This window comes from Novosphingobium hassiacum, assembly GCF_014196055.1.
In the GTDB taxonomy this organism is placed as follows: Bacteria; Pseudomonadota; Alphaproteobacteria; order Sphingomonadales; family Sphingomonadaceae; genus Novosphingobium; species Novosphingobium hassiacum.
On record NZ_JACICY010000003.1, the window covers coordinates 169453 to 192737 of the forward strand.

The 23285-nt window shown below is 62.4% G+C and carries 22 protein-coding genes and 1 pseudogene; 19 read left to right on the top strand and 4 right to left on the bottom strand.

Features of this window, described 5'->3' with window-relative positions; genetic code table 11:
- Positions 1-10: 10 nt before the first annotated feature.
- Genes glgC through glgX form a run of 4 tightly spaced genes read left to right on the top strand, consistent with a single transcriptional unit; the run spans position 11 to position 6112 of the window.
- The gene (gene glgC / locus GGQ88_RS08050; RefSeq protein WP_183612638.1) at positions 11-1270 is read left to right on the top strand and encodes a glucose-1-phosphate adenylyltransferase; all 1260 of its coding nucleotides are present in this window, start codon (positions 11-13) and stop codon (positions 1268-1270) included.
- On the top strand, positions 1267-2724 hold the full coding sequence (gene glgA, locus GGQ88_RS08055; RefSeq protein ID WP_183612639.1) for a glycogen synthase GlgA: 1458 nt from the start codon (positions 1267-1269) through the stop codon (positions 2722-2724). Before glgC ends, glgA begins: the two co-directional genes overlap by 4 nt.
- Positions 2721-4349, top strand: coding sequence for an alpha-D-glucose phosphate-specific phosphoglucomutase (locus GGQ88_RS08060; RefSeq protein WP_183612640.1), 1629 nt, complete (start codon positions 2721-2723; stop codon positions 4347-4349). Before glgA ends, GGQ88_RS08060 begins: the two co-directional genes overlap by 4 nt.
- Positions 4346-6112, top strand: a complete 1767-nt coding sequence (glgX, locus tag GGQ88_RS08065) for a glycogen debranching protein GlgX (RefSeq protein ID WP_183612641.1) — start codon at positions 4346-4348, stop codon at positions 6110-6112. Before GGQ88_RS08060 ends, glgX begins: the two co-directional genes overlap by 4 nt.
- Before the next feature lie 3 nt (positions 6113-6115).
- Here the strand turns inward: glgX and GGQ88_RS08070 are convergent, their stop codons facing one another.
- Complete coding sequence (locus GGQ88_RS08070; protein ID WP_183612642.1) at positions 6116-6769, bottom strand: RBBP9/YdeN family alpha/beta hydrolase; 654 nt, start codon at positions 6767-6769, stop codon at positions 6116-6118.
- A gap of 321 nt (positions 6770-7090) precedes the next feature.
- Between GGQ88_RS08070 and GGQ88_RS21245 the strand changes: the two are divergent.
- Together GGQ88_RS21245 and GGQ88_RS08075 are read left to right on the top strand one after the other, a co-directional pair.
- A pseudogene (locus tag GGQ88_RS21245) lies at positions 7091-7165 on the top strand (twin-arginine translocation signal domain-containing protein); the annotation flags it as partial.
- 66 nt (positions 7166-7231) lie between these two features.
- Complete coding sequence (locus tag GGQ88_RS08075) at positions 7232-7726, top strand: murein L,D-transpeptidase catalytic domain family protein (RefSeq protein ID WP_246385747.1); 495 nt, start codon at positions 7232-7234, stop codon at positions 7724-7726.
- A 5-nt stretch (positions 7727-7731) separates the two neighbouring features.
- On the opposite strand, the gene GGQ88_RS08080 is transcribed toward GGQ88_RS08075, so the two are convergent.
- Positions 7732-8592: a LysR family transcriptional regulator gene (locus GGQ88_RS08080; RefSeq protein ID WP_221214574.1), complete on the bottom strand. Its 861-nt coding sequence runs from the start codon at positions 8590-8592 to the stop codon at positions 7732-7734.
- A 94-nt stretch (positions 8593-8686) separates the two neighbouring features.
- Here GGQ88_RS08080 and GGQ88_RS08085 point away from each other — a divergent pair, with 94 nt between their 5' ends.
- From GGQ88_RS08085 to GGQ88_RS08115, 7 genes are all read left to right on the top strand, one after another.
- Positions 8687-9850: an isovaleryl-CoA dehydrogenase gene (locus tag GGQ88_RS08085; RefSeq protein WP_183612645.1), complete on the top strand. Its 1164-nt coding sequence runs from the start codon at positions 8687-8689 to the stop codon at positions 9848-9850.
- Entirely contained in the window at positions 9850-10143 is a 294-nt protein-coding gene (locus tag GGQ88_RS08090; protein WP_183612646.1) for a YciI family protein, read from the top strand. The genes GGQ88_RS08085 and GGQ88_RS08090 overlap by 1 nt, the downstream gene beginning before the upstream one ends.
- A gap of 54 nt (positions 10144-10197) precedes the next feature.
- Complete coding sequence (locus GGQ88_RS08095) at positions 10198-10809, top strand: TMEM175 family protein (RefSeq protein WP_183612647.1); 612 nt, start codon at positions 10198-10200, stop codon at positions 10807-10809.
- Entirely contained in the window at positions 10806-12425 is a 1620-nt protein-coding gene (locus GGQ88_RS08100) for a carboxyl transferase domain-containing protein (protein WP_183612648.1), read from the top strand. Before GGQ88_RS08095 ends, GGQ88_RS08100 begins: the two co-directional genes overlap by 4 nt.
- A gap of 2 nt (positions 12426-12427) precedes the next feature.
- Positions 12428-14305 (top strand): acetyl/propionyl/methylcrotonyl-CoA carboxylase subunit alpha, encoded by a 1878-nt coding sequence (locus GGQ88_RS08105; RefSeq protein WP_183612649.1) that lies wholly within the window; start codon positions 12428-12430, stop codon positions 14303-14305.
- A 140-nt stretch (positions 14306-14445) separates the two neighbouring features.
- Positions 14446-14904, top strand: a complete 459-nt coding sequence (locus GGQ88_RS08110; RefSeq protein ID WP_183612650.1) for a MaoC family dehydratase — start codon at positions 14446-14448, stop codon at positions 14902-14904.
- 164 nt (positions 14905-15068) lie between these two features.
- Positions 15069-15290, top strand: a complete 222-nt coding sequence (locus GGQ88_RS08115; protein ID WP_183612651.1) for a hypothetical protein — start codon at positions 15069-15071, stop codon at positions 15288-15290.
- Between the two features lie 30 nt (positions 15291-15320).
- Here the strand turns inward: GGQ88_RS08115 and GGQ88_RS08120 are convergent, their stop codons facing one another.
- Entirely contained in the window at positions 15321-16250 is a 930-nt protein-coding gene (locus tag GGQ88_RS08120) for a LysR family transcriptional regulator (protein ID WP_183612652.1), read from the bottom strand.
- A gap of 119 nt (positions 16251-16369) precedes the next feature.
- On the opposite strand from GGQ88_RS08120, the gene GGQ88_RS08125 reads away from it, so the two are divergent.
- Genes GGQ88_RS08125 through GGQ88_RS08140 form a run of 4 tightly spaced genes read left to right on the top strand, consistent with a single transcriptional unit; the run spans position 16370 to position 20542 of the window.
- Positions 16370-17104, top strand: coding sequence for a pirin family protein (locus GGQ88_RS08125; protein WP_183612653.1), 735 nt, complete (start codon positions 16370-16372; stop codon positions 17102-17104).
- A 27-nt stretch (positions 17105-17131) separates the two neighbouring features.
- Positions 17132-17710, top strand: coding sequence for a nitroreductase family protein (locus GGQ88_RS08130; protein ID WP_183612654.1), 579 nt, complete (start codon positions 17132-17134; stop codon positions 17708-17710).
- A gap of 43 nt (positions 17711-17753) precedes the next feature.
- On the top strand, positions 17754-19373 hold the full coding sequence (locus GGQ88_RS08135; protein ID WP_183612655.1) for an NAD(P)/FAD-dependent oxidoreductase: 1620 nt from the start codon (positions 17754-17756) through the stop codon (positions 19371-19373).
- Positions 19370-20542 carry an aminoacetone oxidase family FAD-binding enzyme gene (locus GGQ88_RS08140; RefSeq protein WP_183612656.1) on the top strand — a complete coding sequence of 391 codons (1173 nt, stop codon included), beginning with the start codon at positions 19370-19372 and terminating at the stop codon, positions 20540-20542. The genes GGQ88_RS08135 and GGQ88_RS08140 overlap by 4 nt, the downstream gene beginning before the upstream one ends.
- Here GGQ88_RS08140 and GGQ88_RS08145 read toward each other — a convergent pair.
- A complete protein-coding gene (locus GGQ88_RS08145; protein ID WP_183612657.1) occupies positions 20539-20736 on the bottom strand; it encodes a hypothetical protein in 198 nt (65 codons plus the stop codon). The genes GGQ88_RS08140 and GGQ88_RS08145 overlap by 4 nt on opposite strands.
- Positions 20737-21061: 325 nt before the next feature.
- Between GGQ88_RS08145 and GGQ88_RS08150 the strand changes: the two genes are divergently transcribed.
- Complete coding sequence (locus GGQ88_RS08150) at positions 21062-22588, top strand: ATP-binding protein (RefSeq protein WP_183612658.1); 1527 nt, start codon at positions 21062-21064, stop codon at positions 22586-22588.
- Entirely contained in the window at positions 22585-23268 is a 684-nt protein-coding gene (locus tag GGQ88_RS08155) for a response regulator transcription factor (RefSeq protein ID WP_183612659.1), read from the top strand. The genes GGQ88_RS08150 and GGQ88_RS08155 overlap by 4 nt, the downstream gene beginning before the upstream one ends.
- The last annotated feature ends 17 nt before the right edge of the window (positions 23269-23285 follow it).

The following is a 23285-nucleotide window of genomic DNA, read 5'->3' on the forward strand; positions in this document are numbered from 1 at the left end:
GATACCGGGAATGCGCGAAACTTACTCTCAGCCGCTCGCGCGCGATGCGATGGCCTACGTCCTCGCTGGCGGACGCGGCAGCCGTCTGAACGAACTGACCGACAATCGTGCCAAGCCAGCGGTCTACTTTGGCGGCAAGTCGCGGATCATCGATTTCGCTCTGTCGAACGCGATCAACTCAGGGATCCGCCGCATCGGCGTTGCCACGCAGTACAAGGCGCATTCGCTGATCCGCCACATGCAGCGCGCGTGGAACTTCATGCGGCCCGAACGCAACGAAAGCTTCGACATCCTGCCCGCATCCCAGCGTGTCTCCGAACACCAGTGGTACGAAGGGACTGCCGACGCGGTATTCCAGAACATCGACATAATTCAGTCCTACGCACCCAAATACATGGTCATTCTGGCGGGCGATCACATCTACAAGATGGACTACGAGCTGATGCTCCGCCAGCACGTGGCAAGCGGGGCGGATGTCACCGTGGGCTGCCTCGTCGTTCCTCGCGCCGAGGCCAGCGGGTTCGGCGTCATGGCGGTCGATACCGCCGACACGATCACCGCCTTTGTCGAGAAGCCTGCCGACCCGCCCGGCATCCCAGGCAACGAGGCGATGGCGCTGGCGTCGATGGGGATCTACGTGTTCGACACGAAGTTCCTCTTCGACATCCTGCAGAAAGATGCCGCCGACACCAATTCCAGCCATGATTTCGGCAATGACATCATCCCTGACATCGTCAAGAACGGCAAGGCTGTTGCGCACCGCTTCACTGCGTCGTGCATCCGCGCGGCCGAGGAAATCGAGGAATACTGGCGGGATGTCGGCACGCTCGACGCCTATTTCGACGCCAATCTCGACCTCACCGATGTCGTGCCCAAGCTCGACATGTACGATCGCGACTGGCCGATCTGGACCGACCAGATCATCGCCGCCCCTGCGAAGTTCGTGCACGACGAGGACGGACGGCGCGGCATGGCGATCTCGTCATTGATCAGTCAGGACTGCATCGTCTCGGGCGCGGTCGCGCGGCGCAGCCTGTTGTTTACAGGCGTCAAGATGGGCAGTTTTTCCCAGTGTGAAGAAGCAGTTATCCTGCCTTATTGCAACATTGGACGAAGTGCCCGTCTCACCCGCGTGATCCTCGATTCCGGCGTTCGCATCCCCGAAGGCCTCATCGTCGGCGAAGACCCGGAACTGGACGCCAAGCGTTTCCGCCGCACGCAAAGCGGGGTCTGCCTGATCACCAAGCGGATGATTGATCAGCTCGGATGACGATCAGGGTGCTCTCGGTCGCGTCCGAAGCGGTGCCGCTGGTGAAGACTGGCGGTTTGGCCGACGTCGTCGGCGCGCTGCCGTCCGCGCTGGCGCCCCATGGCGCTGAACTGACGACGTTCCTGCCGGGCTATCCAACCGTTCTGAAGGATCTTTCGCGCCCGCGCGCGGTCCACGTCTGGGAAAGCCTGCTCGGGGAGAGAGCCCGCCTGCTCGCGGGCAAGATCGACGGACACCCCTTGCTGGTGCTCGACGCTCCTGCGTATTTCCAGCGCGATGGCGGGCCTTACGGCGACGTTTCGGGCAAGGATTGGACCGACAACTGGCGCCGCTTCGCCGCATTCGGCCGCGCCGCTGCAGATATCGCAGGCGGCGCGGCAAAGGGGCGGACGTTCGATCTTGTCCACGCACACGACTGGCAGGCCGCGATGGCGCTCGCCTATCTGCGCTTCGCCCCGAGCCCGGGTGGCAAGGCCGCGCCGTCGGTGATGACCATCCACAACATGGCATTCCAGGGGTTCTGCAGCGCCGATAAGTTCCCCGCTCTCGGCCTCCCGGCAGAGGCGTGGTCGCTCGACGGAGTGGAATACCACGGCGGCATCGGCTTCCTGAAAGCGGGCCTGGAAGCTGCCAGCGCTATCACTACGGTCAGCCCGACATATGCGCGCGAGATCCGCACCCCGGAGTTCGGCATGGGGCTCGAGGGTCTGATAGTCAGCCGGGGTGGCCGCGTATCGGGCATCGTCAACGGCATCGATACGGCGCAGTGGAACCCCGAGAAAGACCTCGCGCTTGCCGCACGGTTCAGCGTCAAAACCGTCGCAAGGCGCAGTGCCAACAAGCGCGCGCTCGAAGCAGAGTTCGGCCTTCAGCCCAGCGACGGCCCACTGTTCGTGGTGATCTCGCGCCTGACCTGGCAGAAAGGCATGGACGTCCTGCTCGAGGTGATCGACCATCTCGTCGGCATCGGCGGCCGCCTCGCGCTGCTGGGGTCGGGTGATGCCGCAATGGAGGCGGGTCTACACGCCGCCGCCATGCGTCACCCCGGCAAGGTGGCGGTCCGCATCGGCTATGACGAAGACCTTTCGCACCGGATGCAGGCAGGCGGCGACGCGATCCTGATCCCGAGCCGGTTCGAACCTTGCGGCCTGACCCAGCTATACGGCCTCGCCTATGGCTGCGTGCCCGTGGTTGCGCGCACGGGTGGCCTGGCCGACACGATAATCGACGCCAACCTTGCAGCAGTCATGGGGGGCGTCGCGACCGGGGTGCAATTCGACGGAGTCCATTACGCCTCGCTCGCCGATGCGTTGACGAGGACTGTGACGCTCTATGAGCAACCCGAAGTCTGGCGCTCGATCCAGCGCGCCGGGATGAAGACCGACTTTTCATGGACCCGCTCGGGCAAAGCCTATGCGGACCTCTACGCCAGCCTGATTGCGGAGGAACAATGATCCGGACTGTTAAGAGCACCCCTTACTCTGGCCAAAAGCCGGGCACTTCGGGATTGCGCAAGAAGGTCAAAGTCTTCCAGCAGCCCAACTACGCCGAAAACTTCGTCCAAGCGGTGTTCGACGTGGTTGAGCGTGCTGACGGCTCCACCCTGGTGCTCGGTGGCGACGGACGCTACCACAACCGCGAGGTCATCCAGCAGACGATCCGCATCGCCGCGGCCAATGGCTACGCACGCGTCCTCGTCGGCCAAGGCGGTATCTTGTCCACGCCAGCTGCCAGCCACGTGATCCGCAAGTATTGTGCCTCGGGCGGACTGATCCTGTCCGCCAGCCACAATCCGGGCGGACCGGACGAGGACTTCGGGATCAAGTACAATATCGCCAACGGTGGCCCTGCACCCGAAGGCGTAACCGACGCGATCTATGCGCGCACGACCACGATCGACCGCTGGCTGACGGTCGATGCTTCCGACGTGGACCTCGACACGATCGGCGCGACGCGTGTCGGCGACTTGACGGTCGAGGTGATCGATTCGGTCGCCGACTATGCCGAGTTGATGGAATCCCTGTTCGATTTCAATGCAGTCCGCGCCAATGTTCAGAACGGCTTCACGATGTCGTTCGACGCGATGAGCGCGGTCACCGGCCCTTACGCCACCGAAATTCTGGAAGGTCGGCTGGGGTTCGCCAGGGGCACCGTGCGCAACGGCGTCCCTCTCGAAGACTTTGGCGGACACCATCCCGATCCCAATATGGTCCATGCGCACGAGTTGTTCGAAACAATGTTCGCCGCTGACGCCCCAGATTTCGGCGCGGCTTCCGATGGCGATGGCGACCGCAACCTGATTGTCGGGCGGCACCGCTTCATCACCCCGTCCGATAGCCTCGCGATGCTCGCCGCCAATGCCCACCTCGCGCCGGGCTATGCGAACGGTCTCAACGGCATCGCGCGCTCGATGCCGACCAGTGCCGCCGCCGATCGCGTGGCCGAGGGACTGGGCTTGCCCTGTTTCGAGACGCCAACCGGCTGGAAGTTCTTTGGCAACCTGCTCGACGCCGGCATGGTGACGATCTGTGGCGAGGAGAGCGCGGGCACCGGCAGCGACCATGTGCGTGAGAAGGACGGGCTGTGGGCGGTGCTGCTGTGGCTCAACATTCTGGCCGTGCGCAAGATCAGCGTCGATCAACTGGCGCGCGAGCACTGGGTGAAGTTCGGCCGCAACTACTACGCTCGGCATGACTACGAAGCGATTGCCACCGAACAGGCCGATGCGCTGATGGCCGAACTTGGCCAAAGCCTCGGAACTTTGCCGGGCAAGTCATTTGGATCATTGACTATTTCGACGGCGGATAACTTCTCCTATCTCGATCCGGTCGATGGTTCGACCAGCGCTAATCAGGGCGTGCGCGTGCTGTTCGAGGGCGGCTCGCGCGTAGCGTTCCGCCTGTCGGGCACCGGCACCGAAGGGGCGACCTTGCGCGTCTATCTCGAACGCTACGAGCCCGTCGGCGGTGATCTCGACCGCGAGACTCCCGATATGCTGGCTGAATTGATTGGTGCTGCCGACGCCATCGCCGGGATCGCGCGGCACACTGGCCGCACTGCGCCCGATGTGGTGACGTGACGCCAGGCGTTTCGATTGCAGGGCTTCGGACGCGCTTCACTGTCCGCGCCCCGCGCGCCGATGGCCTGACGCTGTGCCTGTTCGATGAGGAGGTCGAACAGCGGATCCCGATGGTGCGGGACGGTGCGTGCTGGAACGTTGAAATCGCCCAGAACTTGACCGGTAGAAGCTATGGCTATCGTGCTGCGGGCGAATGGAACCCGGCGGCAGGACTGTGGTTCGATCCAGCCAAGCTGCTTGTCGATCCATACGCGATCGAGCTCGATAGATGCTTCAGGTATGATCCGAAGTTATCCGAATATGGCATTGATACTGCGAGCTTGGTTCCTCGAGCAATCGTATCGCAATCCGAGATGGTTGCCTCAGAACCACCGCGTTTTCAGCATGGCGGGCTGATCTACGAAGTCAACGTACGCGGGTTCACGATGCTCCATCCCGATGTGCCGGAGCGCTTGCGCGGCACCGTCGCGGCGCTCGCACATCCGGCGATCATCGGGCATCTCAAGAGCCTGCACGTGTCGGCGATAGAATTGATGCCGATCGTCGCGTGGATCGACGAGCGGCACCTGCCCCCGCTCGGGTTGAGCAACGCTTGGGGATACAATCCGGTGACTCCCATGGCGCTCGACCCGAGGCTGTGCCCCGGCGGGGTGGCCGAACTGCGCGCGACGGTGGCGGCGCTTCATGCGGAGGGGATCGGCGTTATCCTCGATATCGTGTTGAATCACACGGGCGAAAGCGACGTTCTGGGGCCAGTGCTATCGCTACGTGGTCTCGATGATGACGCCTACGCCAAGGCGCCGGACCGTAGCCTGATCAACGATACCGGCTGCGGCAATACGCTGGACTTCGGCAATTCCAACGTCCGTGCGCTGGCGCTCGAAACTTTGCGCCACTTCGTAAAGCATTGCGGGATCGACGGATTTCGCTTCGATCTGGCGACGACCCTTGCGCGCAGCCCCGGGTTTTCCGCCGACGCACCAATCTTTCCCGATATCGCCGCCGATCCGTGGCTGGCCGACCGGGTCCTGATCGCTGAGCCCTGGGACATCGGCCCCGGCGGCTACCAGTTGGGAAGTTTCCCAGATAACTGGCTGGAATGGAACGATAGATACCGCGACGACGTGCGGCGGTTCTGGCGTGGCGATGGCGGCGTGGGCGTACTTGCCACACGCATTGCCGGATCGTCCGATGTGTTCGGCAAACGGTGCCGATCGGTCAACTTCCTGGCCGCGCACGATGGCTTCACGCTGGCAGATGGCCTTGCCTACAAAGAGCGGCTCAACTGGGCGAATGGCGAAAGCAACCGCGACGGCCATGGCGAAAACTTCAGCTGGAACAACGGTATAGAGGGCGAAACGCAGGATCCTCAGGTACTCGCGCGGCGCGCTGCCTATGCGCGCGCGCTGCTTGGCACGCTGTTCGTATCAACCGGTACGATCTTGCTGACAGCGGGCGACGAGTTCGGGCGAAGCCAGCGCGGCAATAACAACGCCTATGCGCAGGACAACCCGATCACGTGGGTCGGCTGGGAACGGCGCGACAGGGCGCTGGAGGCCCATGTATTCGAGTTAGCGCATTGGCGTGCCACGAGAATTTCGCATTTTTCCCGGTTCGATGATCACGGGGTCTGGAGCGACCTTCAAGGGGTGTCCATGGGGTCTCCGCAATGGGACACCCCAGAGACGGCAGGCTTTACGTGGTCAAACGACGCCTATGGCCTGGTCATCGACCGGACCGGCCCACGAGCCGGTCCAATCTGACCCTCAAGCGCCAAGACGCCGAAGCGCGTGATCAGGTTGAAAGTTGCCGCCAGCCGAGACCCCACCCGCGTCGGACAGGGCAACGGGCGTGGGCAGAAGCTGGTTGAGGAGAAGCTTGCCGAATGTCCACTCGCCCAGATCGGCCTCGGCATTGATGTGGCCCACCTCGCCCGCATCGGCGAAGCGGCTGCCCCACGTTCGCGCAAGGTGGTGCGCTTGACCGACGCCCATGTACGGATCGTCGCGGCTGGCGACGAGCACCGAGGGAAACGGCAGTTCGCCGTGCGGGAACGGCGCAAAACGCGTGAGGCGACGGTCGATCGGTCGCACTTCGACGTCTGGCGGCGCAACCAGAAGCGCGCCGATCACCTTGCCGTCGGTCGGCTGCTCGAATTCGGCCCACCACGCTACGGCAAGACACCCCAGACTGTGCGCGACGAGCACGACGGGTCGGTCGGCGCGCTGGATGGCAAGGTTGATCTTGTTGACCCAGGTATTGCGATGCGGATCGTCCCACAAGCCGAGATCCACGCGGCGGCAGTTGGGAAGGGTCTCTTCCCAAAGTGTCTGCCAATGGCCAGGACCGCTATTGCCAAGGCCCGGAACGGTGAGGATCAGCGGATCTTTGCCGCCGGTCGAATGTGCTGATTGAGTCATGTTCGCTAACTCCCGAAGTTGAAAGCCGGTCGACTCGGTTTACGTCCCGACGCACTCAAGAAGTAACTCAACTTTAAAGATAGACAATAGCCCTGCGACGATCGGACGCGTGCTTGCGCCATCAGGATCGTATCGGCGGGCGTGTAGCTCGGGTGGCAACTGCAGCGCTGGCGAGTGGCGCTCGTCGTCCCAGGCGCTCGGTAACGTTCGACAGACGGCGGCTGAGGCACACCTCGTCGCAAGGGCAGGCTGTCAGACTTGCGAAAGCGCAGTCCGGCATACAATTTGCGGTCCAACAGAAAACAACCGGGGTCTCGCGTAATGGTTCCTGATCGGCGTCGATTTTTAGGCGCCCTTGCTGCAACTGTCGGAAGTCTGGCCGTTTCCGGTCAACCCGCCCTGGCGATCACGCCGCCTCGGGAGGTTGCACCCTCCCCCTTCGCAAAGCCGACTCTACCGCCGATGGTGCAGCGCGCAGTTGCAGCGCTCGATGCGCAGGGCAACCATGTGCGCAACCGCGATCTGGTCGGATACGTGGATTTTTCGCAGGCCTCGCGTGAAGCGCGCTTCCATCTCATCGACATCGCCGGTGGCAAGGTCCTGTCATCGCTCCTCGTTTCGCACGGGAGCGGATCGGACCCGGCCAACAGCGGGTGGGTTCAACGGTTCTCCAACCAGATGGGCTCTAATGCGTCGAGTTCCGGCGCCTTCCTCACGGGCACCACATATGTCGGCAAGCATGGCCGTTCGCGCCGCCTGATCGGGCTCGAAGACGCTAACAGTGCGGCGATGGAACGCGGAATCGTGATCCACGCTGCGTCCTACGTCGATGCCGACATGGCCCGGGATCAGGGCCGAATTGGCCGTAGTCAGGGATGCTTTGCTTTCTCGAACAATGATATAACCAGCGTTCTTGAGCGACTGGGTGAAGGACGTTTGCTGCTCGCGACGAAGTAATCGGGTCAGCCGCCGCTTGCCCTGCAAGCATCAGCCAGGGGGTGCCCCGGACTGACAAGATCGGGCCGATCTCGAGGAGCGAGTAGTCCAAGCGTTCGCCTGAAATCGTAACCCGACAACCGCACCCCGACCACACCATCTCGGCCAAGCGAATGCGGCGCGGTGGTAACGCCCATTCCGGCGCGCACCATCTCCATGCAGCGATCGTCATTGGCCGAGCGCAGGAAAAATGGCGGCCGCACGCCGCGCTGGGTAAACCAGCGGCTGGTTTCGCCCAGAATTTCGCAGCTGCGCCGCGCGATCATGGTTTCAGCGGCCACGTCTCCCGCCTCGATCTGGGCCGCGCCTGCAAGGGCGTGACCTTCGGGGAGGAACAGCCTGTAGTCTTCTTCAATCAGCGGTAATGAGGGACGATCGGCGTCTTCGGCACGTAGCACGGTGATGATCGCATCGACTTGGCCTTCGCCCATCCTGCGGCGCAGTTCGGCGTCCGTCCCTTCAGCGAGAACCAGCGGTTGCGGTCCTGCACTTCCCCGCACGATTGCCGAAAGCATCGCCGTTGCAATCGACGGTACGACGCCAACGCGGAGCGGCGTCACCGGTGCAGTGGCCTCGCCGAATGCCAGTTCCGCGGCGCGGAACTCGCGCTCGATGGCGCGGGCGTGGGTAACGAGCCGCGAGCCAGCCTCGGTCAGCCGCACCTGTCGCCGGTCACGCAGGAACAACTGGTTGCCCGCCAGCCGCTCGAGTTCCGCAATCGCCGCCGACAGGGTGGGTTGCGCAATGCCGAGGCGGTCGGCTGCCCGCGTAAAATTGCCGGTCTCGACCAGCGCCAGAAACTGACGAAGATGGGCGCGTTTCATCATAGGTAAAATCTATCGCAAGTCGCGATGTAAATCAATTTTGATCGGAGATTTGGCGGTGGTAGGTTGCAAGAAACAAGGCTGAGGATACCCCAGAATGCGCGCAACGCCCGATTTCGACTTCGGCCTCACCGAGAGCGCCCTGATGATCCGCGAAGCGGCGGGTCGCTTTGCCGACGAGCAGATCGCGCCGCTCAGCGCCGAGATCGACCGTAACGACCGTTTTCCGCGCGAGTTGTGGGAGCCGATGGGCGCGCTCGGGCTGCACGGTATCACTGTCGAGGAAGAGCACGGCGGGCTTGGTCTGGGCTATCTCGACCATGTGATCGCGGTCGAGGAAGTCAGCCGCGCATCCGGCTCGGTAGGTCTTTCCTATGGCGCACACTCAAACCTCTGCGTCAATCAGATCCGCCGCTGGGGTAACGACGAGCAGAAGGCCAAGTACCTCACCAAGCTCATTTCGGGCGAGCACGTCGGTGCATTGGCGATGTCAGAGGTGGGCGCCGGTTCAGACGTCGTCTCGATGAAGCTCCGCGCCGACGCAGTGGCAGGCGGGTTCCGGCTCAACGGCACCAAGTTCTGGATCACCAACGGCACGTATGCCGATACCCTCGTGGTCTACGCCAAGTCGTCGCCCGACGCCGGCAGCCGCGGTATCACTGCCTTCCTGATCGAAAGAGACATGCCCGGCTTCTCGATCGGCCAGAAGATAGACAAGATGGGCCTGCGCGGCAGCCCGACGTGCGAACTGGTTTTCGAGGACTGCTTCGTCCCCGACGAGAACGTCATGGGCCCGCTGCACGGCGGCGTCGGCGTGCTGATGAGCGGGCTTGATTACGAGCGTGTCGTGCTGGCAGGCATGCAGATCGGGATCATGCAGGCGTGTCTCGACACGGTCATCCCCTATGTGCGCGAGCGCAAGCAATTCGGCCAGCCGATAGGCTCGTTCCAGTTGATGCAGGCCAAGATCGCGGACATGTATGTCGCGATGCAATCGGCGCGAGCCTATGTCTACGCCGTCGCCAAGGCCTGCGACACCGGCCAGACGACGCGGTTCGATGCAGCAGGCGCGATCCTGCTGGCGAGCGAGAACGCCTTCCGCGTCTCGGGCGAGGCGGTCCAGGCGTTGGGCGGCGCGGGCTATACCAAGGACTGGCCGGTCGAACGCTATCTGCGCGACGCAAAACTGCTCGACATCGGCGCGGGAACCAATGAAATCAGGCGGATGCTGATCGGGCGCGAACTGATCGGAGGACGTTGATGGCGGATTTCATCCTGCTGATGCGCGGCGACGCCACGCAGCCGGAAGATGCTGGTCTGTGGGATGCTTATTTCACGCGCCTGCACGCGTCAGGTGCTTTCGACGGCGGCAGTTCGATCGGGGATGGCAAGCGTTTCAGGAAAGGTGCTGCCGCAAGCACCGAGCTTACACCACTGGCAGGTTATATCAGGTTGCATGTGGCCGACCTTGCTGAAGCTGAAACGTTTCTCACGGGAAACCCTGTCTACGAGAGCGGCGGCAGCGTCGAGATCAGGGAGCTGCCGCGTGATTGAGCTTGCGCATAGCTAGGGCGTGATTGTGAGGCGAACGAAGGTGGGGACATGCGAATGACCGATCGTACGACACAAGTGGAACATGGCGGGCTGGCGTTGGAGCGCCTGGTATTCTTTTCCGACGCGGTGTTCGCCATCGCGATCACCCTGCTCGTACTGGAAATCGAGGTTCCGCACCTGGCACGCGACGGCGGTCTCGAACAGTTCGGCGAGGCGATGGCGGTGCTATTTCCGAAATTCTTCGCTTTCGGCCTGAGCTTCCTTGTCATTGGCCGCTTCTGGATATCGCATCATCAGTTGTTCGGCCATGTCGTGGCGTACAGCCCCCGCCTGATGTGGCCCAACGTGTTCTACTTGATGGCGATTGCCTTCATGCCGTTCTCGACGGCACTGCTCGGCACAAACCTGACCCAGTTCGGTCCCGCCATGTTCTACAACCTCACGCTTCTTGCGACAGCGTCGGTCGGGTGGGTGTTGGTCCGCCGGATCCGTGAGTTGTCGCTCGCCGACGCGCCATTGGCTCGTGAGGCAAACGGTGCGTTCAGCGTGATCCTGGGTGCGTTGACCAGTGTCGCGCTTACCTTCGTCTCACCCCAGTTCAGCCAGATGGGCATGGTGACGATCCCGCTGTGGATCCGCGTGCTCAACCGAAAGCTTTCCGCATGACCGCTCCCGTGATCTCGAGCAACCTTGATACATCCACTGCTGAATCACAGGCGCGCGCGGCGCATAACCGAGCGCTCGCGGCAGAATTGCGCGCGCGTGTCGCCAAGGCAGCGCTGGGCGGTGATGAGCGCAGCCGCGACCGTCATGTATCGCGGGGCAAGCTGTTGCCGCGTGACCGGGTTGAACGTCTGCTCGATCCCGGATCACCATTGCTCGAGGTCGGTCAGCTCACCGCGAACGGCATGTATGGCGACGAAGTGCCCGGTGCCGGGATCATCACCGCCATCGGCCGGGTCTCGGGTCGGCAGTGCATGATCTTTGCCAACGATGCCACGGTCAAGGGCGGGACATACTTCCCGATGACTGTAAAGAAGCACCTGCGAGCGCAGGAAATCGCTCGGGAAAATTTCCTTCCTTGTGTCTATCTGGTCGATAGCGGCGGGGCGAACCTGCCCAACCAGTCGGAGGTTTTTCCCGACCGTGACCATTTTGGCCGGTTTTTCTTCAATCAGGCACAGATGAGCGCGCTGGGTATCCCGCAGATCGCCAGCGTGATGGGATCGTGCACCGCAGGCGGCGCCTATGTGCCGGCAATGTCGGATGAATCGGTGATCGTGAAGGAACAGGGTACGATCTTTCTGGCGGGCCCTCCGCTGGTCAAGGCCGCAACCGGTGAGGAGATCACGGCCGAGGCACTGGGCGGCGGCGATCTCCATGCGCGCAAATCGGGCGTGGTGGATCATCTGGCCGACAACGACGAACACGCACTGACCATTGTCCGCGACATCGTCAGCCATCTCGGCTCCCCTGCGAAGGCGGGGGCCTCAGGCCAGATTGCGGAATCTCCTGAGGCGGTGCGGGCGCCCGTCTATCCCGCCGAAGACCTCTACTCGATCATCCCCGACGACGTCCGCGCGCCCTACGACGTGCGCGAAGTGATCGCGCGGATCGTTGATGGCAGCGAGTTTCACGAGTTCAAAGCGCTTTACGGGACGACGCTGGTTTGCGGGTTCGCGCATATCTGGGGCAAGCCGGTGGCGATCCTGGCCAACAACGGCGTGCTGTTCTCCGAAAGCGCGCAAAAGGGTGCGCACTTCATCGAGCTGGCGTGCCAGCGGCGCATCCCGCTGCTGTTCCTGCAGAACATCTCGGGCTTCATGGTCGGTGGAAAGTATGAAGCCGAAGGCATTGCAAAACATGGCGCAAAGCTTGTGACGGCGGTGGCGACTGCGCAAGTCCCCAAGATCACCGTGCTGATCGGCGGCAGCTTCGGCGCGGGCAACTATGGCATGTGCGGACGTGCCTATTCCCCACGCTTCCTGTTCACCTGGCCTAACGCCCGCATCAGTGTGATGGGCGGCGAACAGGCCGCATCGGTGCTGGCGACCGTCCACCGCGACGCTGACAGCTGGACGCCCGAGCAGGCCGAGGCGTTCAAGGCCCCGATACGCCAGAAGTACGAGGACGAAGGCAATCCCTATTACGCGACCGCTCGGCTGTGGGACGATGGGGTAATCGATCCGGTGCAAACGCGCGACGTGTTGGGGCTGGCGCTTGAAGTATGCCTCGAGGTTCCCATTCCCGAACGCGCGTCGTTCGGCGTGTTCAGGATGTGACGATGATCAAATCGCTCCTCATCGCCAATCGCGGCGAGATCGCCTGTCGTGTGATCCGCACTGCGCGTCGGATGGGTATCCGCACCGTGGCGGTCTATTCCGACGCGGACCGCAATTCCTTGCACGTGCGCTCTGCCGACGAGGCGGTGCACATCGGGCCGTCACCGGCACGCGAAAGCTATCTGGTGGGCGAGCGGATCATCGCTGCGGCCAAGGCGACCGGGGCGGAGGGGATCCATCCGGGGTACGGCTTCCTGTCCGAAAATGCCGAGTTCGCGCAGGCTGTGATCGACGCGGGGCTGGTGTGGGTAGGCCCCAAGCCTGCGAGCATTACCGCGATGGGGCTGAAAGATGCGGCCAAGGCGCGGATGATCGCGGCGGGTGTACCGGTGACGCCGGGGTATCTGGGCGACGACCAATCGCCCGATCGCTTGCAGGCCGAGGCCGACGCGATCGGCTATCCGGTGCTGATCAAGGCCGTCGCGGGTGGCGGTGGCAAGGGTATGCGGCGCGTGGAACGCGCTGAGGACTTTGCGGAAAGCTTGACGTCATGCCGCCGCGAGGCTGCGTCCTCGTTCGGCGACGATCGCGTGCTGATCGAGAAGTACATCCTCTCACCCCGCCACATCGAGGTGCAGGTGTTCGGCGATAGCCATGGCAACGTGGTCCACTTGTTCGAGCGCGACTGCTCGTTGCAACGGCGGCACCAGAAGGTCATCGAGGAAGCCCCCGCCCCCGGCATGGACGAGGCCACACGCGAGGCGGTGTGCGGCGCAGCAGTGCGCGCGGCCAAGGCGGTGGACTATGAAGGCGCAGGCACGATCGAGTTCATCGCCGATGGATCGGAAGGCCTGCGCGCGGACCGCATATGGTTCATGGAAATGAACACGCGGTTGCAGGTGGAGCATCCGGTGACCGAGGAGATCACCGGGGTCGATCTGGTGGAATGGCAGTTGCGCGTGGCTTCGGGCGAGGTGTTGCCGAAGCGGCAGGATGAACTGAGCATCAACGGCTGGGCGATGGAAGCGCGGCTTTATGCGGAAGATCCGGCGAAGGGTTTTTTGCCGAGCATAGGGCGGCTAGAAATCCTCGATTTCAACACGTCAGAACGCGTGGAGACCGGCGTCGGCAGTTCCGATGAAATCAGCACATTTTACGATCCTATGATCGCCAAGTTGATTGTTCATCGTCCTGATCGCGACGAGACGATCACCGAACTCGCTCGTGCGGTAGGCAACATCATGATCTGGCCGGTACGAACCAATGCAGGTTTCCTGCATGCTGCATTGACCCACCAGGACTTCTTGGCGGCAAACGTCGATACCGGCTTCATTGGAAAGAATGAGGATGTGCTCATAAATCGGCCAAATCCATCGGAGAAGTTGTGGCTCTATGCCGCTCGTGAACTTTCGAGCAACTTCGAGTGGACTCCGCTTAACGGCTTTCGTCTCAACGCTCCTTACTATGATCGCATGGCGATTGGCCTCGATGGCACGAGCCGATCTGTGAAATTGGAATCCTGCACCTTTCCCGACCCCTTGAGCGGCGGCTTGAACGTTTCATCTTACGAGAGTGCTGGCGGACTGGTGGTCATTCACCACGGTCACGGCTACTTTTTCAAACACCAAATGCGTGGAACCGGCCAGAACGTCCAGCAAGACGGCGCAATCCTCTCGCCCATGCCGGGCAAAGTAATCTCAGTCGATGTCGCGGCAGGTCAAACCGTGACCAAGGGACAGAAGTTGCTCGTGCTTGAGGCGATGAAGATGGAGCATGCGCTGGTGGCTCCGTTTGACGGCATAGTCGCCGAGTTGAACGTCGAGGCGGGCGCTCAAGTTCAGGTCGAGGCTGTGCTCGTGCAAGTGACAAAGGCGGACTGAACCAAGAACCGTTCGTGTCGAGCGTAGTCGAGACACCTGCGCGAAGTGTCTCGACTACGCTCGACACGAACGGGGATTTGTAAATGGGCTTGGCATGGTGGAGGGGGCGGTGCCCCTCCCCTTGCAGGAGAGGATTGAGGATGGCTGGCAAATACTTCGATCAGTGGCAGATGGGCGACCGGATCGAGCATGAGATCAGGCGCACCGTGACCGAGACCGACAACCTGCTGTTCTCGGTGATGACCCATAACCCGCAGCCGCTGCATATCGATGCCGAAGCCGCCCGCGCGAGCGAGTTCGGGCAGATCCTTGTTAATGGGACCTTCACCTTCGCCTTAATGGTCGGGTTGTCGGTTGGAGATACCACCTTGGGCACGCTGGTGGCCAATCTAGGCTATGACAAGCTGGTCATGCCCGCGCCAGTATTCATCGGGGATACTATGCATGCAACGAGCGAAGTGATTGAATTAAAAGCATCAAAGTCCAGACCCGGAGCGGGCATCGTAACCTTCCGTCATGAGCTGAAAAACCAGCGTGATGAAATTACGTGCCAGTGCCTGCGCACGGCATTGCTCAAACGGTCTTCCCTCCCCTCCTGAATATTACAACCACATCGGCTCAAGTTGACATGGTCAATTTGAAGTTAATTACAATTGTTGCAATGCAATAAACTCTTTGCGACCGAAGACGTGCCCGTCAGGGCAAGGTTTTGGACGAGCCTTCGTTCCCTGATGAAATGATCATTCACTTCGGGGGCCATATCATGAAAACCAGCACCTTTCGGATCGCGGCAACCGCCGCGCTCGTTGTCGGACTCTTGCCAGCTTCTGCCATGGCAGGAACCCGCGCAAGCGCCAGCAAAGTCATTCCCGCGAGCGTAAGCCAAGGGCCGAAAAACGGCTTTCCGAACTCGCCTGGCCTGACAATCGCGACCATCAAGGCAAACGAAAACGCTGCGTTCAAGCGCAAGAGCAACGGCACCTGAGCCGCCACGCTTGACAGCCAGGACGTCCCTTCAGTCTGGCTGGCGGGCCGTCTTTGCGTCGGGGCATTGCGCCAGCCGTTCGGTCAGCGCGTTGAGCATCCAGCTGCGCGCTGGCCCTGCCGGACAATCGCGTCGCCACAGCGCGTGGAAATTGTATTCCATCCCCGGTGCTTCGGGCACCGCGAGGCGCACCAGGCGTCCCGCCGCGATATCAGCCTCTACCGCGAGCGCAGGCATGTTTCCCCAGCCGATCCCTTCGCGCATCAGCGCGTGGCGCGCACCCAGATCGCCCAGCCGCCATGTGTTCGGCGAGAACACCGAAAAGTCCTGGCCCTGCGTCAGGTGGGAGCGGTCGGTCAGTACGAGTTGGCGGTGCTTGCGCACCTCACCCGGCGGGATCGTGCCCATGCGGGCGAGTGGGTGACCCGGCGCAGCGACCGGAATCATCGCGATCTGCCCGATCGCAATGCGCTCAAGCTCGGGCCGCGCGGCAAGTTCCGGCCCGCCGATGCCAAGCTCGGCCGCGCCTTCGATGACAAGCGCATCGATTGCCCCCAGCGCCTCGACGAACAGCCGCAGGTGAACTGTGGGAAACTCCTGCTGGAATTCACGCAGAACACTCGCGACGAGGTTGGTCGGGAACATCACATCCACAGCGAGGCCCAGTTCGGCCTCCAGGCCCTGATTGAAGCTGCGCATGCCCGCGAGCAGCGCATCGACATCGTCCGCAACCGTGCGCGCCTGCGCCAGCATCGCCTTGCCCGCTTCGGTCAGGACCGGCTTGCGCGAGCCCTCGCGCGCGAACAGGTTGACGCCGAGTTGCGCTTCAAGCGCGGTGATTCCGTAGCTGACCACCGAAATCGCCCGGCCAAGCTTGCGCGCGGCGCCGTTGAAGCTGCCTTCATCGGCAACTGTGAGGAACAAGCGCAGCTGGTCGAGGGTTGGTTGACCTATATCCATGCGCGTGACCTTTCAGGATTATCGAACATCCTGACGTGTTTTATCGGGATATTTCGAGAGGCCTGCAACAGTTATCTAGGTCGCATCAGGACGGCCTGCCCGTCCCACCGGAGACCGCCATGACCCAGACCATCACATCCTCCACCCTTAAACCCCACATCGAACTGCGCCCGTTCGCATCGCTCGGTGCTGCCAACCACGGCTGGCTCGATGCGCACCACCACTTCTCGTTCGCGGAGTATCACGATCCGGACCGCACCACGTGGGGCGCACTGCGGGTGTGGAACGACGACCGGATTGCCGCGAACACGGGCTTCCCCCCACACGGCCATCGCGACATGGAAATCGTGACGTACGTGACCAAAGGCGCGATCAGCCACAAGGATAGCCTCGGCAACGCAGGTCGCACGGAAGCAGGCGATGTCCAGGTCATGTCTGCGGGAACCGGCATCCAGCATTCCGAATTCAATCTGGAAGACGAGGAAACCCGCCTGTTCCAGATCTGGATCATGCCCGACCGGCGCGGTCATGCGCCGAGCTGGGGTGCCCGCCCCTTCCCCAAGGACAGCCGCGCAGGCCAATTCGTGCCACTCGCGTCAGGCATCACCGGGGACGTCGATGTGCTGACGATCAATGCCAATGCTCGCGTTCTGGGGGCGACGGTCGCGGCGGGTGAGACCATCCGCTATGCATTGACGCCTGAGCGGCACGCCTATCTGGTTCCGGCAACAGGCCGGGTGCGGATCGGCGATGTCGAAGCCAACGCCCGCGACGGCGTGGCCATGACCGGACTGACCGAGATCGTCGTAACCGCCCTCGAAGATGCTGAGCTGGTCCTCGTCGACGCAGCCTGATCCACCAAAAGTTGCAAGGAGAACACCATGACCCGTACTGCCTCGCCCCGCGTCCTGCCGATGATCGTCGATCGCTGGAGTCCACGTGCTTTCGACGGCTCGGCCGTGCCCCAGGAGGATCTTGACGTGATCTTCGAGGCGGCAGGCCTTGCCGCCAGCGCCTACAACTACCAACCTTGGCGCTTTGCCTACGCGCACAAGGGTGACGCCAATTACGACGCCTTCCTGTCGGCGCTCGTACCTTTCAATCAGACGTGGGCCAAAGATGCAGGCGTGCTGGTCTACGCGGTTTCTGACGAGTTCATGCGGTCCGAGAAGGGTGACAATCCCAACCATTCGCACAGCTTCGATACCGGCGCCGCCTGGGCACATGCGGCGTTGCAGGCCTTGGAGCTGGGCTACCACACCCACGGGATGAGTGGTGTCGACTTTGAAAAGGCCGCCGAGGTGGTCGGTGTGCCCGAAGGTTTCCGAGTGGAAATGGCGTTCGTGATCGGCAAACAGGGCGATGTCTCGCAACTGCCCGAAATGCTTCAGGAACGCGAGGTAATCAGCGATCGCAAGCCTGTCAGCGAGATCGCGTTTGCGGGGCCGTTCAAGCAGTAAGCACGTGTGGCGCCGTCCGGCGGATTTCGCTAAGGGCGGCGCCATGCTTCGCATTAATGAACTGAAACTGCCGCTCGACCATGCGGCCGAGGACCTGCCCGTAGCCATCTGCGCGCGGCTGGGCATCGAACGCGATGAACTCGAGCGCTACCAGATCTTCCGGCGCGGCAACGATGCGCGCAAGAAACACGCGATCCTGCTGACGTACGTCGTCGATTGCGTGGTGGTCGATGAGGCTTCCGTTCTGGCGAGCTTTGCCGACGACCACAACATCCGCGCTACGCCCGACACGTCATACAAATTTCCCGTCATGGCCCCTGCCAACTGGAGCGGCGAACGCCCCGTGGTGATCGGCGCAGGTCCCTGCGGACTGCTTGCCGCGCTGATCCTGGCGCAGATGGGCCTCAAACCGATCATCATCGAACGCGGCAAGGCGGTGCGCGAGCGGACCAAGGACACCTGGGGCCTGTGGCGCAAGTCGGTGCTCCACCCGGAATCGAATGTCCAGTTCGGCGAAGGCGGCGCGGGCACGTTCTCTGACGGCAAGCTTTACAGCCGGATCAAGGACCCGCGCCACCTTGGCCGCAAGGTGCTCGTCGAATTCGTCAAGGCAGGCGCGCCCGACGATATCCTGACCGAGGCACATCCGCATATCGGCACGTTCCGGCTGGTCACGATGGTGATCTCGATGCGCGAGACGATTGAGAAACTGGGCGGCGAATACCGCTTCGGCACGCGGGTCGAGGATTTCGAGATCGAGACGGCGGCGGATGGTTCGCGCAAGATGGCAGGTCTGCACCTGTCGAACGGCACTTTCCTGCCAGCACACCACGTGATCATGGCGGTCGGCCATTCGGCGCGCGACACGTTCCAGGTCCTCCATGATCGCGGCGTGCATATCGAGGCCAAGCCCTTCGCGATCGGCGTGCGCATCGAGCATCCGCAGGGCTGGATCGACACCGCGCGTTACGGGTCGAACGCAGGCAACAAGATCCTCGGTCCCGCCGCCTATTCGATCTCGCACAAGGCGAGCAATGGGCGCACGGTCTATTCGTTCTGCATGTGCCCGGGCGGGCGCGTGGTCGCGGCGACGAGCGAGGAAGGCCGCGTCGTGACCAATGGCATGAGCCAGTATTCGCGCGCCGAATTCAATGCAAACTCCGGCCTCGTTGTCGATATCGATCCCTCGCGCGACTACCCCGGCGGGCCGATGGCGGGAATGGCGTTCCAGCGGCACTGGGAAAGCCTCGCGTTCGAAGCGGGCGGGCGCGATTACAAAGCTCCGGGGCAGAAGCTCGGCGATTTCCTCGCCGACCGGCCGTCCACCGAATTCGGCAGCGTAATGCCAAGCTACCAACCCGGCGTGCACCTGACCGAACTCAACAAGTGCCTGCCCGACTATGTGACCGATGCGATCCGCGAGGCGTTGCCGGTGTTCGGGCGCATGGTGCCGGGCTACGATCATCCCGACGTGGTGATGACCGGGGTCGAGACGCGCACGTCCTCGCCGGTCAAGATCGCGCGCGGGGCCGATTGCCAGAGCCTCAACACGCAAGGGCTGTACCCGGCGGGCGAAGGCGCGGGCTATGCAGGCGGCATCCTTTCGGCAGCGGTCGACGGCATCAAGGTCGCCGAGGCGCTTGCCGCGCAGCTCCTCAAGTGAGCGACTTCGACGCGATCGTGCTCGGTGCCGGTGCGGCGGGCCTGATGGCCGCCCTGACCGCAGGCCAGCGCGGGCGGCGCGTGCTGCTGGTCGATCATGCGGACGAGCCGGGCAAGAAGATCCTGATCTCGGGCGGCGGGCGCTGCAACTTTACCAACATCCACACGAGCGCCGACCGCTACATCTCGGAAAACAAGCACTTCGCGCGGTCCGCTCTCGCGCGGTACACGCCTGCGGACTTCATTGCGCTGGTCAACCGCCACGGCATCGCGCACCACGAAAAGACGCTGGGCCAGTTGTTCTGTGACGGTTCGGCCCGCGCGATCGTCGAAATGCTGATGGGCGAATGCCGGGTCGGCAATGTCGCCTTCGCCTTTGGCCAGCCTGTTTCAGCGCTCGACCATGCCGACGGGATCTACCGCATCACGCTCGATGGCATCGAGCACAGCGCACCTGCGCTCGTGCTCGCCACGGGAGGCCTCTCGATCCCCAAGATGGGCGCGACAGGTTTCGCAATGGATACGGCGCGGCGCTTTGGTCTGCCCGTGGTGCAGACCCGCCCTGCCCTCGTCCCATTCACGCTGGGCGAGGACGAGGCGCTGTTCCGCTCGCTGTCGGGTGTCTCTGCCGAGGTCGTTGCCAAGGCGGGCAAGGCGGCGTTCCGCGAGGCGGCGCTGTTCACCCATCGCGGACTATCCGGTCCGGCGATGCTGCAGGTGTCGTCCTACTGGGAGCACCGCACCGAGATCCATGTCGATTTCCTGCCCAATGCCGAAAACGGCTGGCTGATCGCCGAAAAGCAGGCGCGGCCCAAGGCTACCCTCCGCTCTGCGCTGGCGCGGAGACTGTCCGAACGCCTCGCCGAAGCGCTGAACGACCGTCTGGGAATCGACGCCGAACTGAGCAATTGCAAGGATGCAACCTTGCGCGAAGCGGAGGCCCGGCTCGCCCGCTGGGCGTTTTCGCCGAACGGAACCGAAGGCTATGCAAAAGCCGAAGTCATGGCAGGCGGCATATCCACCCGCGCACTTTCGCAAAAGACGATGGAGGCAACGAACGTCCCCGGCCTTTACGCCATCGGCGAAGCGGTCGATGTAACCGGCTGGCTCGGCGGCTACAATTTCCAGTGGGCCTGGGCCAGCGGACGCGCTGCTGGCGAGACGATCTAAAGCAGATCCAGATAGGCCACGACATCATTGTCGGTGGCGATGAACAAACCTTCCTGAATCTCCGCAGATTGCGCCGCTGCCAGCGCCAGTGCCTGCGACAGCGGACCATAGCACAGTGTTTCGGCCGATCCGCCTTCAGCTGCATCACCGAGGTGATAGAGCCGCACGTTTGCATCTTGCTGAGTGGTTCGCATTGCCGTTGTCTGGCAGCAGCATGAAGCGTTGTCACCATCGAACGCCGTCAGGCAGGCAAGGCGACACTCGCTGTCCTAAACAGTGCATTCATCGAATTTTAATTCCACAACTCGTTGATTGCCAAGCTTTGCCGCGACAAGGTGAATAGAGGACAGTGCCTGCCCAGCCCGCATGGGGTATAAACGGAATGGTCAGGTCGGGGAACATTGCGATAATGCAATCGAGCAAGCGAGGCAGGGACGGCGCCGGCGCCTTCTGCGCTGTGCGAACGGTGTTCGCGCTGTGAGTGCGCTCCGGCTGAAGCTGTGGCTAACGATTGTTTTCGTGTTGTTTTTGGTGGCGGTTCCGGCCTTCATCGCCAATCACGCGCTGCAGGTGGTTCATGCGCAGACTGCCCGCGCCGAGGCTTCTGCACAAACGCTCAGTGCTTATCAGCGCCTTGCGCTTCTGGGCTATACGCTGCTCCAGGACCAATACGTCGATCCGCAGTCCTTCAAGGAAAATCGCTCGGTCTATATCGACGGCGTCCGCTCGCACGTCGCCAACGCCAATCGCTATATAGACGCGGAAATCAGGCTGATCAGCGAAGTTTCGCTGCAAAGACCCAAGCGTGCCGCCAAGATTGCCCAAGAATTTCAGCAACGCGAACAGCTGCGCAGTGTGGGTGCAAACCTGGAACGTGCCATGCGCGGCGACAGGAATGCCGACTGGGAAACCACGCTATTCAAGATCATCAAGGACGAGGAAGTTGAGACGCGCGACTACCAGCGCGGATCGATCGAAACGTTCGAGGCGGTCACTGAAACCTTCAAATGGACGCTGGCGATCGTCAGTATCTGCGGCGTCCTGGCCGTGATCTGGACCCAGCAACAGATCATTCGGCCGCTGGGCAACCTGCAGCGCGGCACACGGGCGATATCGCAGGGCGACTACGAAGAGCGGGTGCCCATCGTCGGCACCACTGAATTCCGCACCATTGCCAGCAGTTTCAACGCGATGGTGAGCCGAGTCGACGACGCATCCCGCTCATTGCAGCAGACCAACGCCAGTCTGGAGCGCGCGGTTGCCCGGCGCACAGCCGAACTGGCAGCTACCAACCGCTCGCTTGAGCGTGCAAACCTGCTGCGCCGCCAGTTCCTTGCCGATGCCAGTCATGAACTGCGCACGCCGCTCTCGATCATGCGCAGCGAGGCGGAAATTACGCTGCGTCAGGCCGATGCCACGCCTGAGGATTTGCGGATGGGATTGGATCGCGTGGTTCGCCTGACCGCGCTGATGGCAGAAATGATCGATGACATGCTCCAGGTCGCGCGCGCCGAGGAGCCGATGCTGCACTCGACGATTGCGCCGATCGACGTGGTCGAGGCGGTCCGCAGTTGTATCGACGATTTTCACCGCGTGATCGAATCTGACGGGGGGCGCATCAGCCTTGTCCAGGCACCCGCAAAGTTGATGATCGAGAGCGACGAGACACGGCTCAAGCAGGTGATCCGCATCATTGTCGACAATGCGGTCTGTTATTCGGCGCATGCGCCGCTGGTCGACGTCGCGATTTGCGAGGAACAGGGATCTGCCCTGATCACGATCGAAGACAAGGGCTATGGCATCCCTGCCGAAGAAATACCGTTGCTTTTTCAAAGATTTCGGAGAGGCGGTCGGCGTATCGGAAGCGGTCAGGGCCTTGGCCTGTCGATAGCGCGCTCGATAACTGAGACACTTGGCGGGACCATCAGTCTCCAAAGCAAATTGCATGAGGGTACGACCGTATCGATCCGTCTCCCCTTGCTCGGACCGCCCGACGCACCGCTCAAGCCGAACTTGCCAGATACCACCGACGGGACAACGTCATGAAAATTCTCATCATCGAAGACGAAGTCGAACTGGCAGGCACACTGCATCGCGGCCTGACACAGGAAGGCTACAAGGTCACTCTCGCAACCGACGGTGCAATGGGCCTGGAACTGGCAGGCTCAGTGCGGTTCGCATTTATTCTGCTCGATGTGAACCTGCCGGACATGAGCGGCTTCGAAGTCTGCGCACGCCTGCGCGAAGCGGGCCAGAGCACGCCGATCATCATGGTCACCGCGCGCGACGAAGTGGCCGACCGCATTCGCGGTCTCAAAGGCGGTGCGGACGACTATCTGCCCAAGCCTTTCGCGTTCGAGGAACTGCTGGCGCGGATGGACGCGGTCAAGCGGCGCATCGAGCGCCCCGCCGGTGCCGCTGTTCAGGGCAACGGCACGCTTAGCGTTGGCGATCTGCATTTCGATCCGCGCACGATGACGCTCACCCGCAACGGTACGCCGGTCCAGTTGACGGTGAAGGAGATGGGCGTGCTCCGCCTGCTGATGGAATCGCCGGGCAAGGTGATTTCTCGGACCGAGATCCTGCGCGCCGTTTGGGCGATCGAGGACGACCCGCTGACCAATATCGTCGAAGTCTACCTGAGCCGCCTGCGTCGCAAGCTCCACGCGCTCGGCCCCCCGGTGATCGAGAACGTGCGCGGCTTCGGCTACCGCCTGACGGCCTAGAGCCGGTCAAGGCCGCA

Bases quoted from the DNA above. Each gene is read 5' to 3' on its own strand.
- glgC (WP_183612638.1), top strand. From the start codon at position 11: ATGCGCGAAACTTACTCTCAGCCGCTCGCGCGCGATGCGATGGCCTAC.
- glgA (WP_183612639.1), top strand. From the start codon at position 1,267: ATGACGATCAGGGTGCTCTCGGTCGCGTCCGAAGCGGTGCCGCTGGTG.
- GGQ88_RS08060 (WP_183612640.1), top strand. From the start codon at position 2,721: ATGATCCGGACTGTTAAGAGCACCCCTTACTCTGGCCAAAAGCCGGGC.
- GGQ88_RS08070 (WP_183612642.1), bottom strand. From the start codon at position 6,769: ATGACTCAATCAGCACATTCGACCGGCGGCAAAGATCCGCTGATCCTC.
- GGQ88_RS08075 (WP_246385747.1), top strand. From the start codon at position 7,232: ATGGTGCAGCGCGCAGTTGCAGCGCTCGATGCGCAGGGCAACCATGTG.
- GGQ88_RS08080 (WP_221214574.1), bottom strand. From the start codon at position 8,592: ATGATGAAACGCGCCCATCTTCGTCAGTTTCTGGCGCTGGTCGAGACC.
- GGQ88_RS08085 (WP_183612645.1), top strand. From the start codon at position 8,687: ATGCGCGCAACGCCCGATTTCGACTTCGGCCTCACCGAGAGCGCCCTG.
- GGQ88_RS08090 (WP_183612646.1), top strand. From the start codon at position 9,850: ATGGCGGATTTCATCCTGCTGATGCGCGGCGACGCCACGCAGCCGGAA.
- GGQ88_RS08095 (WP_183612647.1), top strand. From the start codon at position 10,198: ATGACCGATCGTACGACACAAGTGGAACATGGCGGGCTGGCGTTGGAG.
- GGQ88_RS08100 (WP_183612648.1), top strand. From the start codon at position 10,806: ATGACCGCTCCCGTGATCTCGAGCAACCTTGATACATCCACTGCTGAA.
- GGQ88_RS08105 (WP_183612649.1), top strand. From the start codon at position 12,428: ATGATCAAATCGCTCCTCATCGCCAATCGCGGCGAGATCGCCTGTCGT.
- GGQ88_RS08110 (WP_183612650.1), top strand. From the start codon at position 14,446: ATGGCTGGCAAATACTTCGATCAGTGGCAGATGGGCGACCGGATCGAG.
- GGQ88_RS08115 (WP_183612651.1), top strand. From the start codon at position 15,069: ATGAAAACCAGCACCTTTCGGATCGCGGCAACCGCCGCGCTCGTTGTC.
- GGQ88_RS08120 (WP_183612652.1), bottom strand. From the start codon at position 16,250: ATGGATATAGGTCAACCAACCCTCGACCAGCTGCGCTTGTTCCTCACA.
- GGQ88_RS08125 (WP_183612653.1), top strand. From the start codon at position 16,370: ATGACCCAGACCATCACATCCTCCACCCTTAAACCCCACATCGAACTG.
- GGQ88_RS08130 (WP_183612654.1), top strand. From the start codon at position 17,132: ATGACCCGTACTGCCTCGCCCCGCGTCCTGCCGATGATCGTCGATCGC.
- GGQ88_RS08135 (WP_183612655.1), top strand. From the start codon at position 17,754: ATGCTTCGCATTAATGAACTGAAACTGCCGCTCGACCATGCGGCCGAG.
- GGQ88_RS08145 (WP_183612657.1), bottom strand. From the start codon at position 20,736: ATGCGAACCACTCAGCAAGATGCAAACGTGCGGCTCTATCACCTCGGT.
- GGQ88_RS08155 (WP_183612659.1), top strand. From the start codon at position 22,585: ATGAAAATTCTCATCATCGAAGACGAAGTCGAACTGGCAGGCACACTG.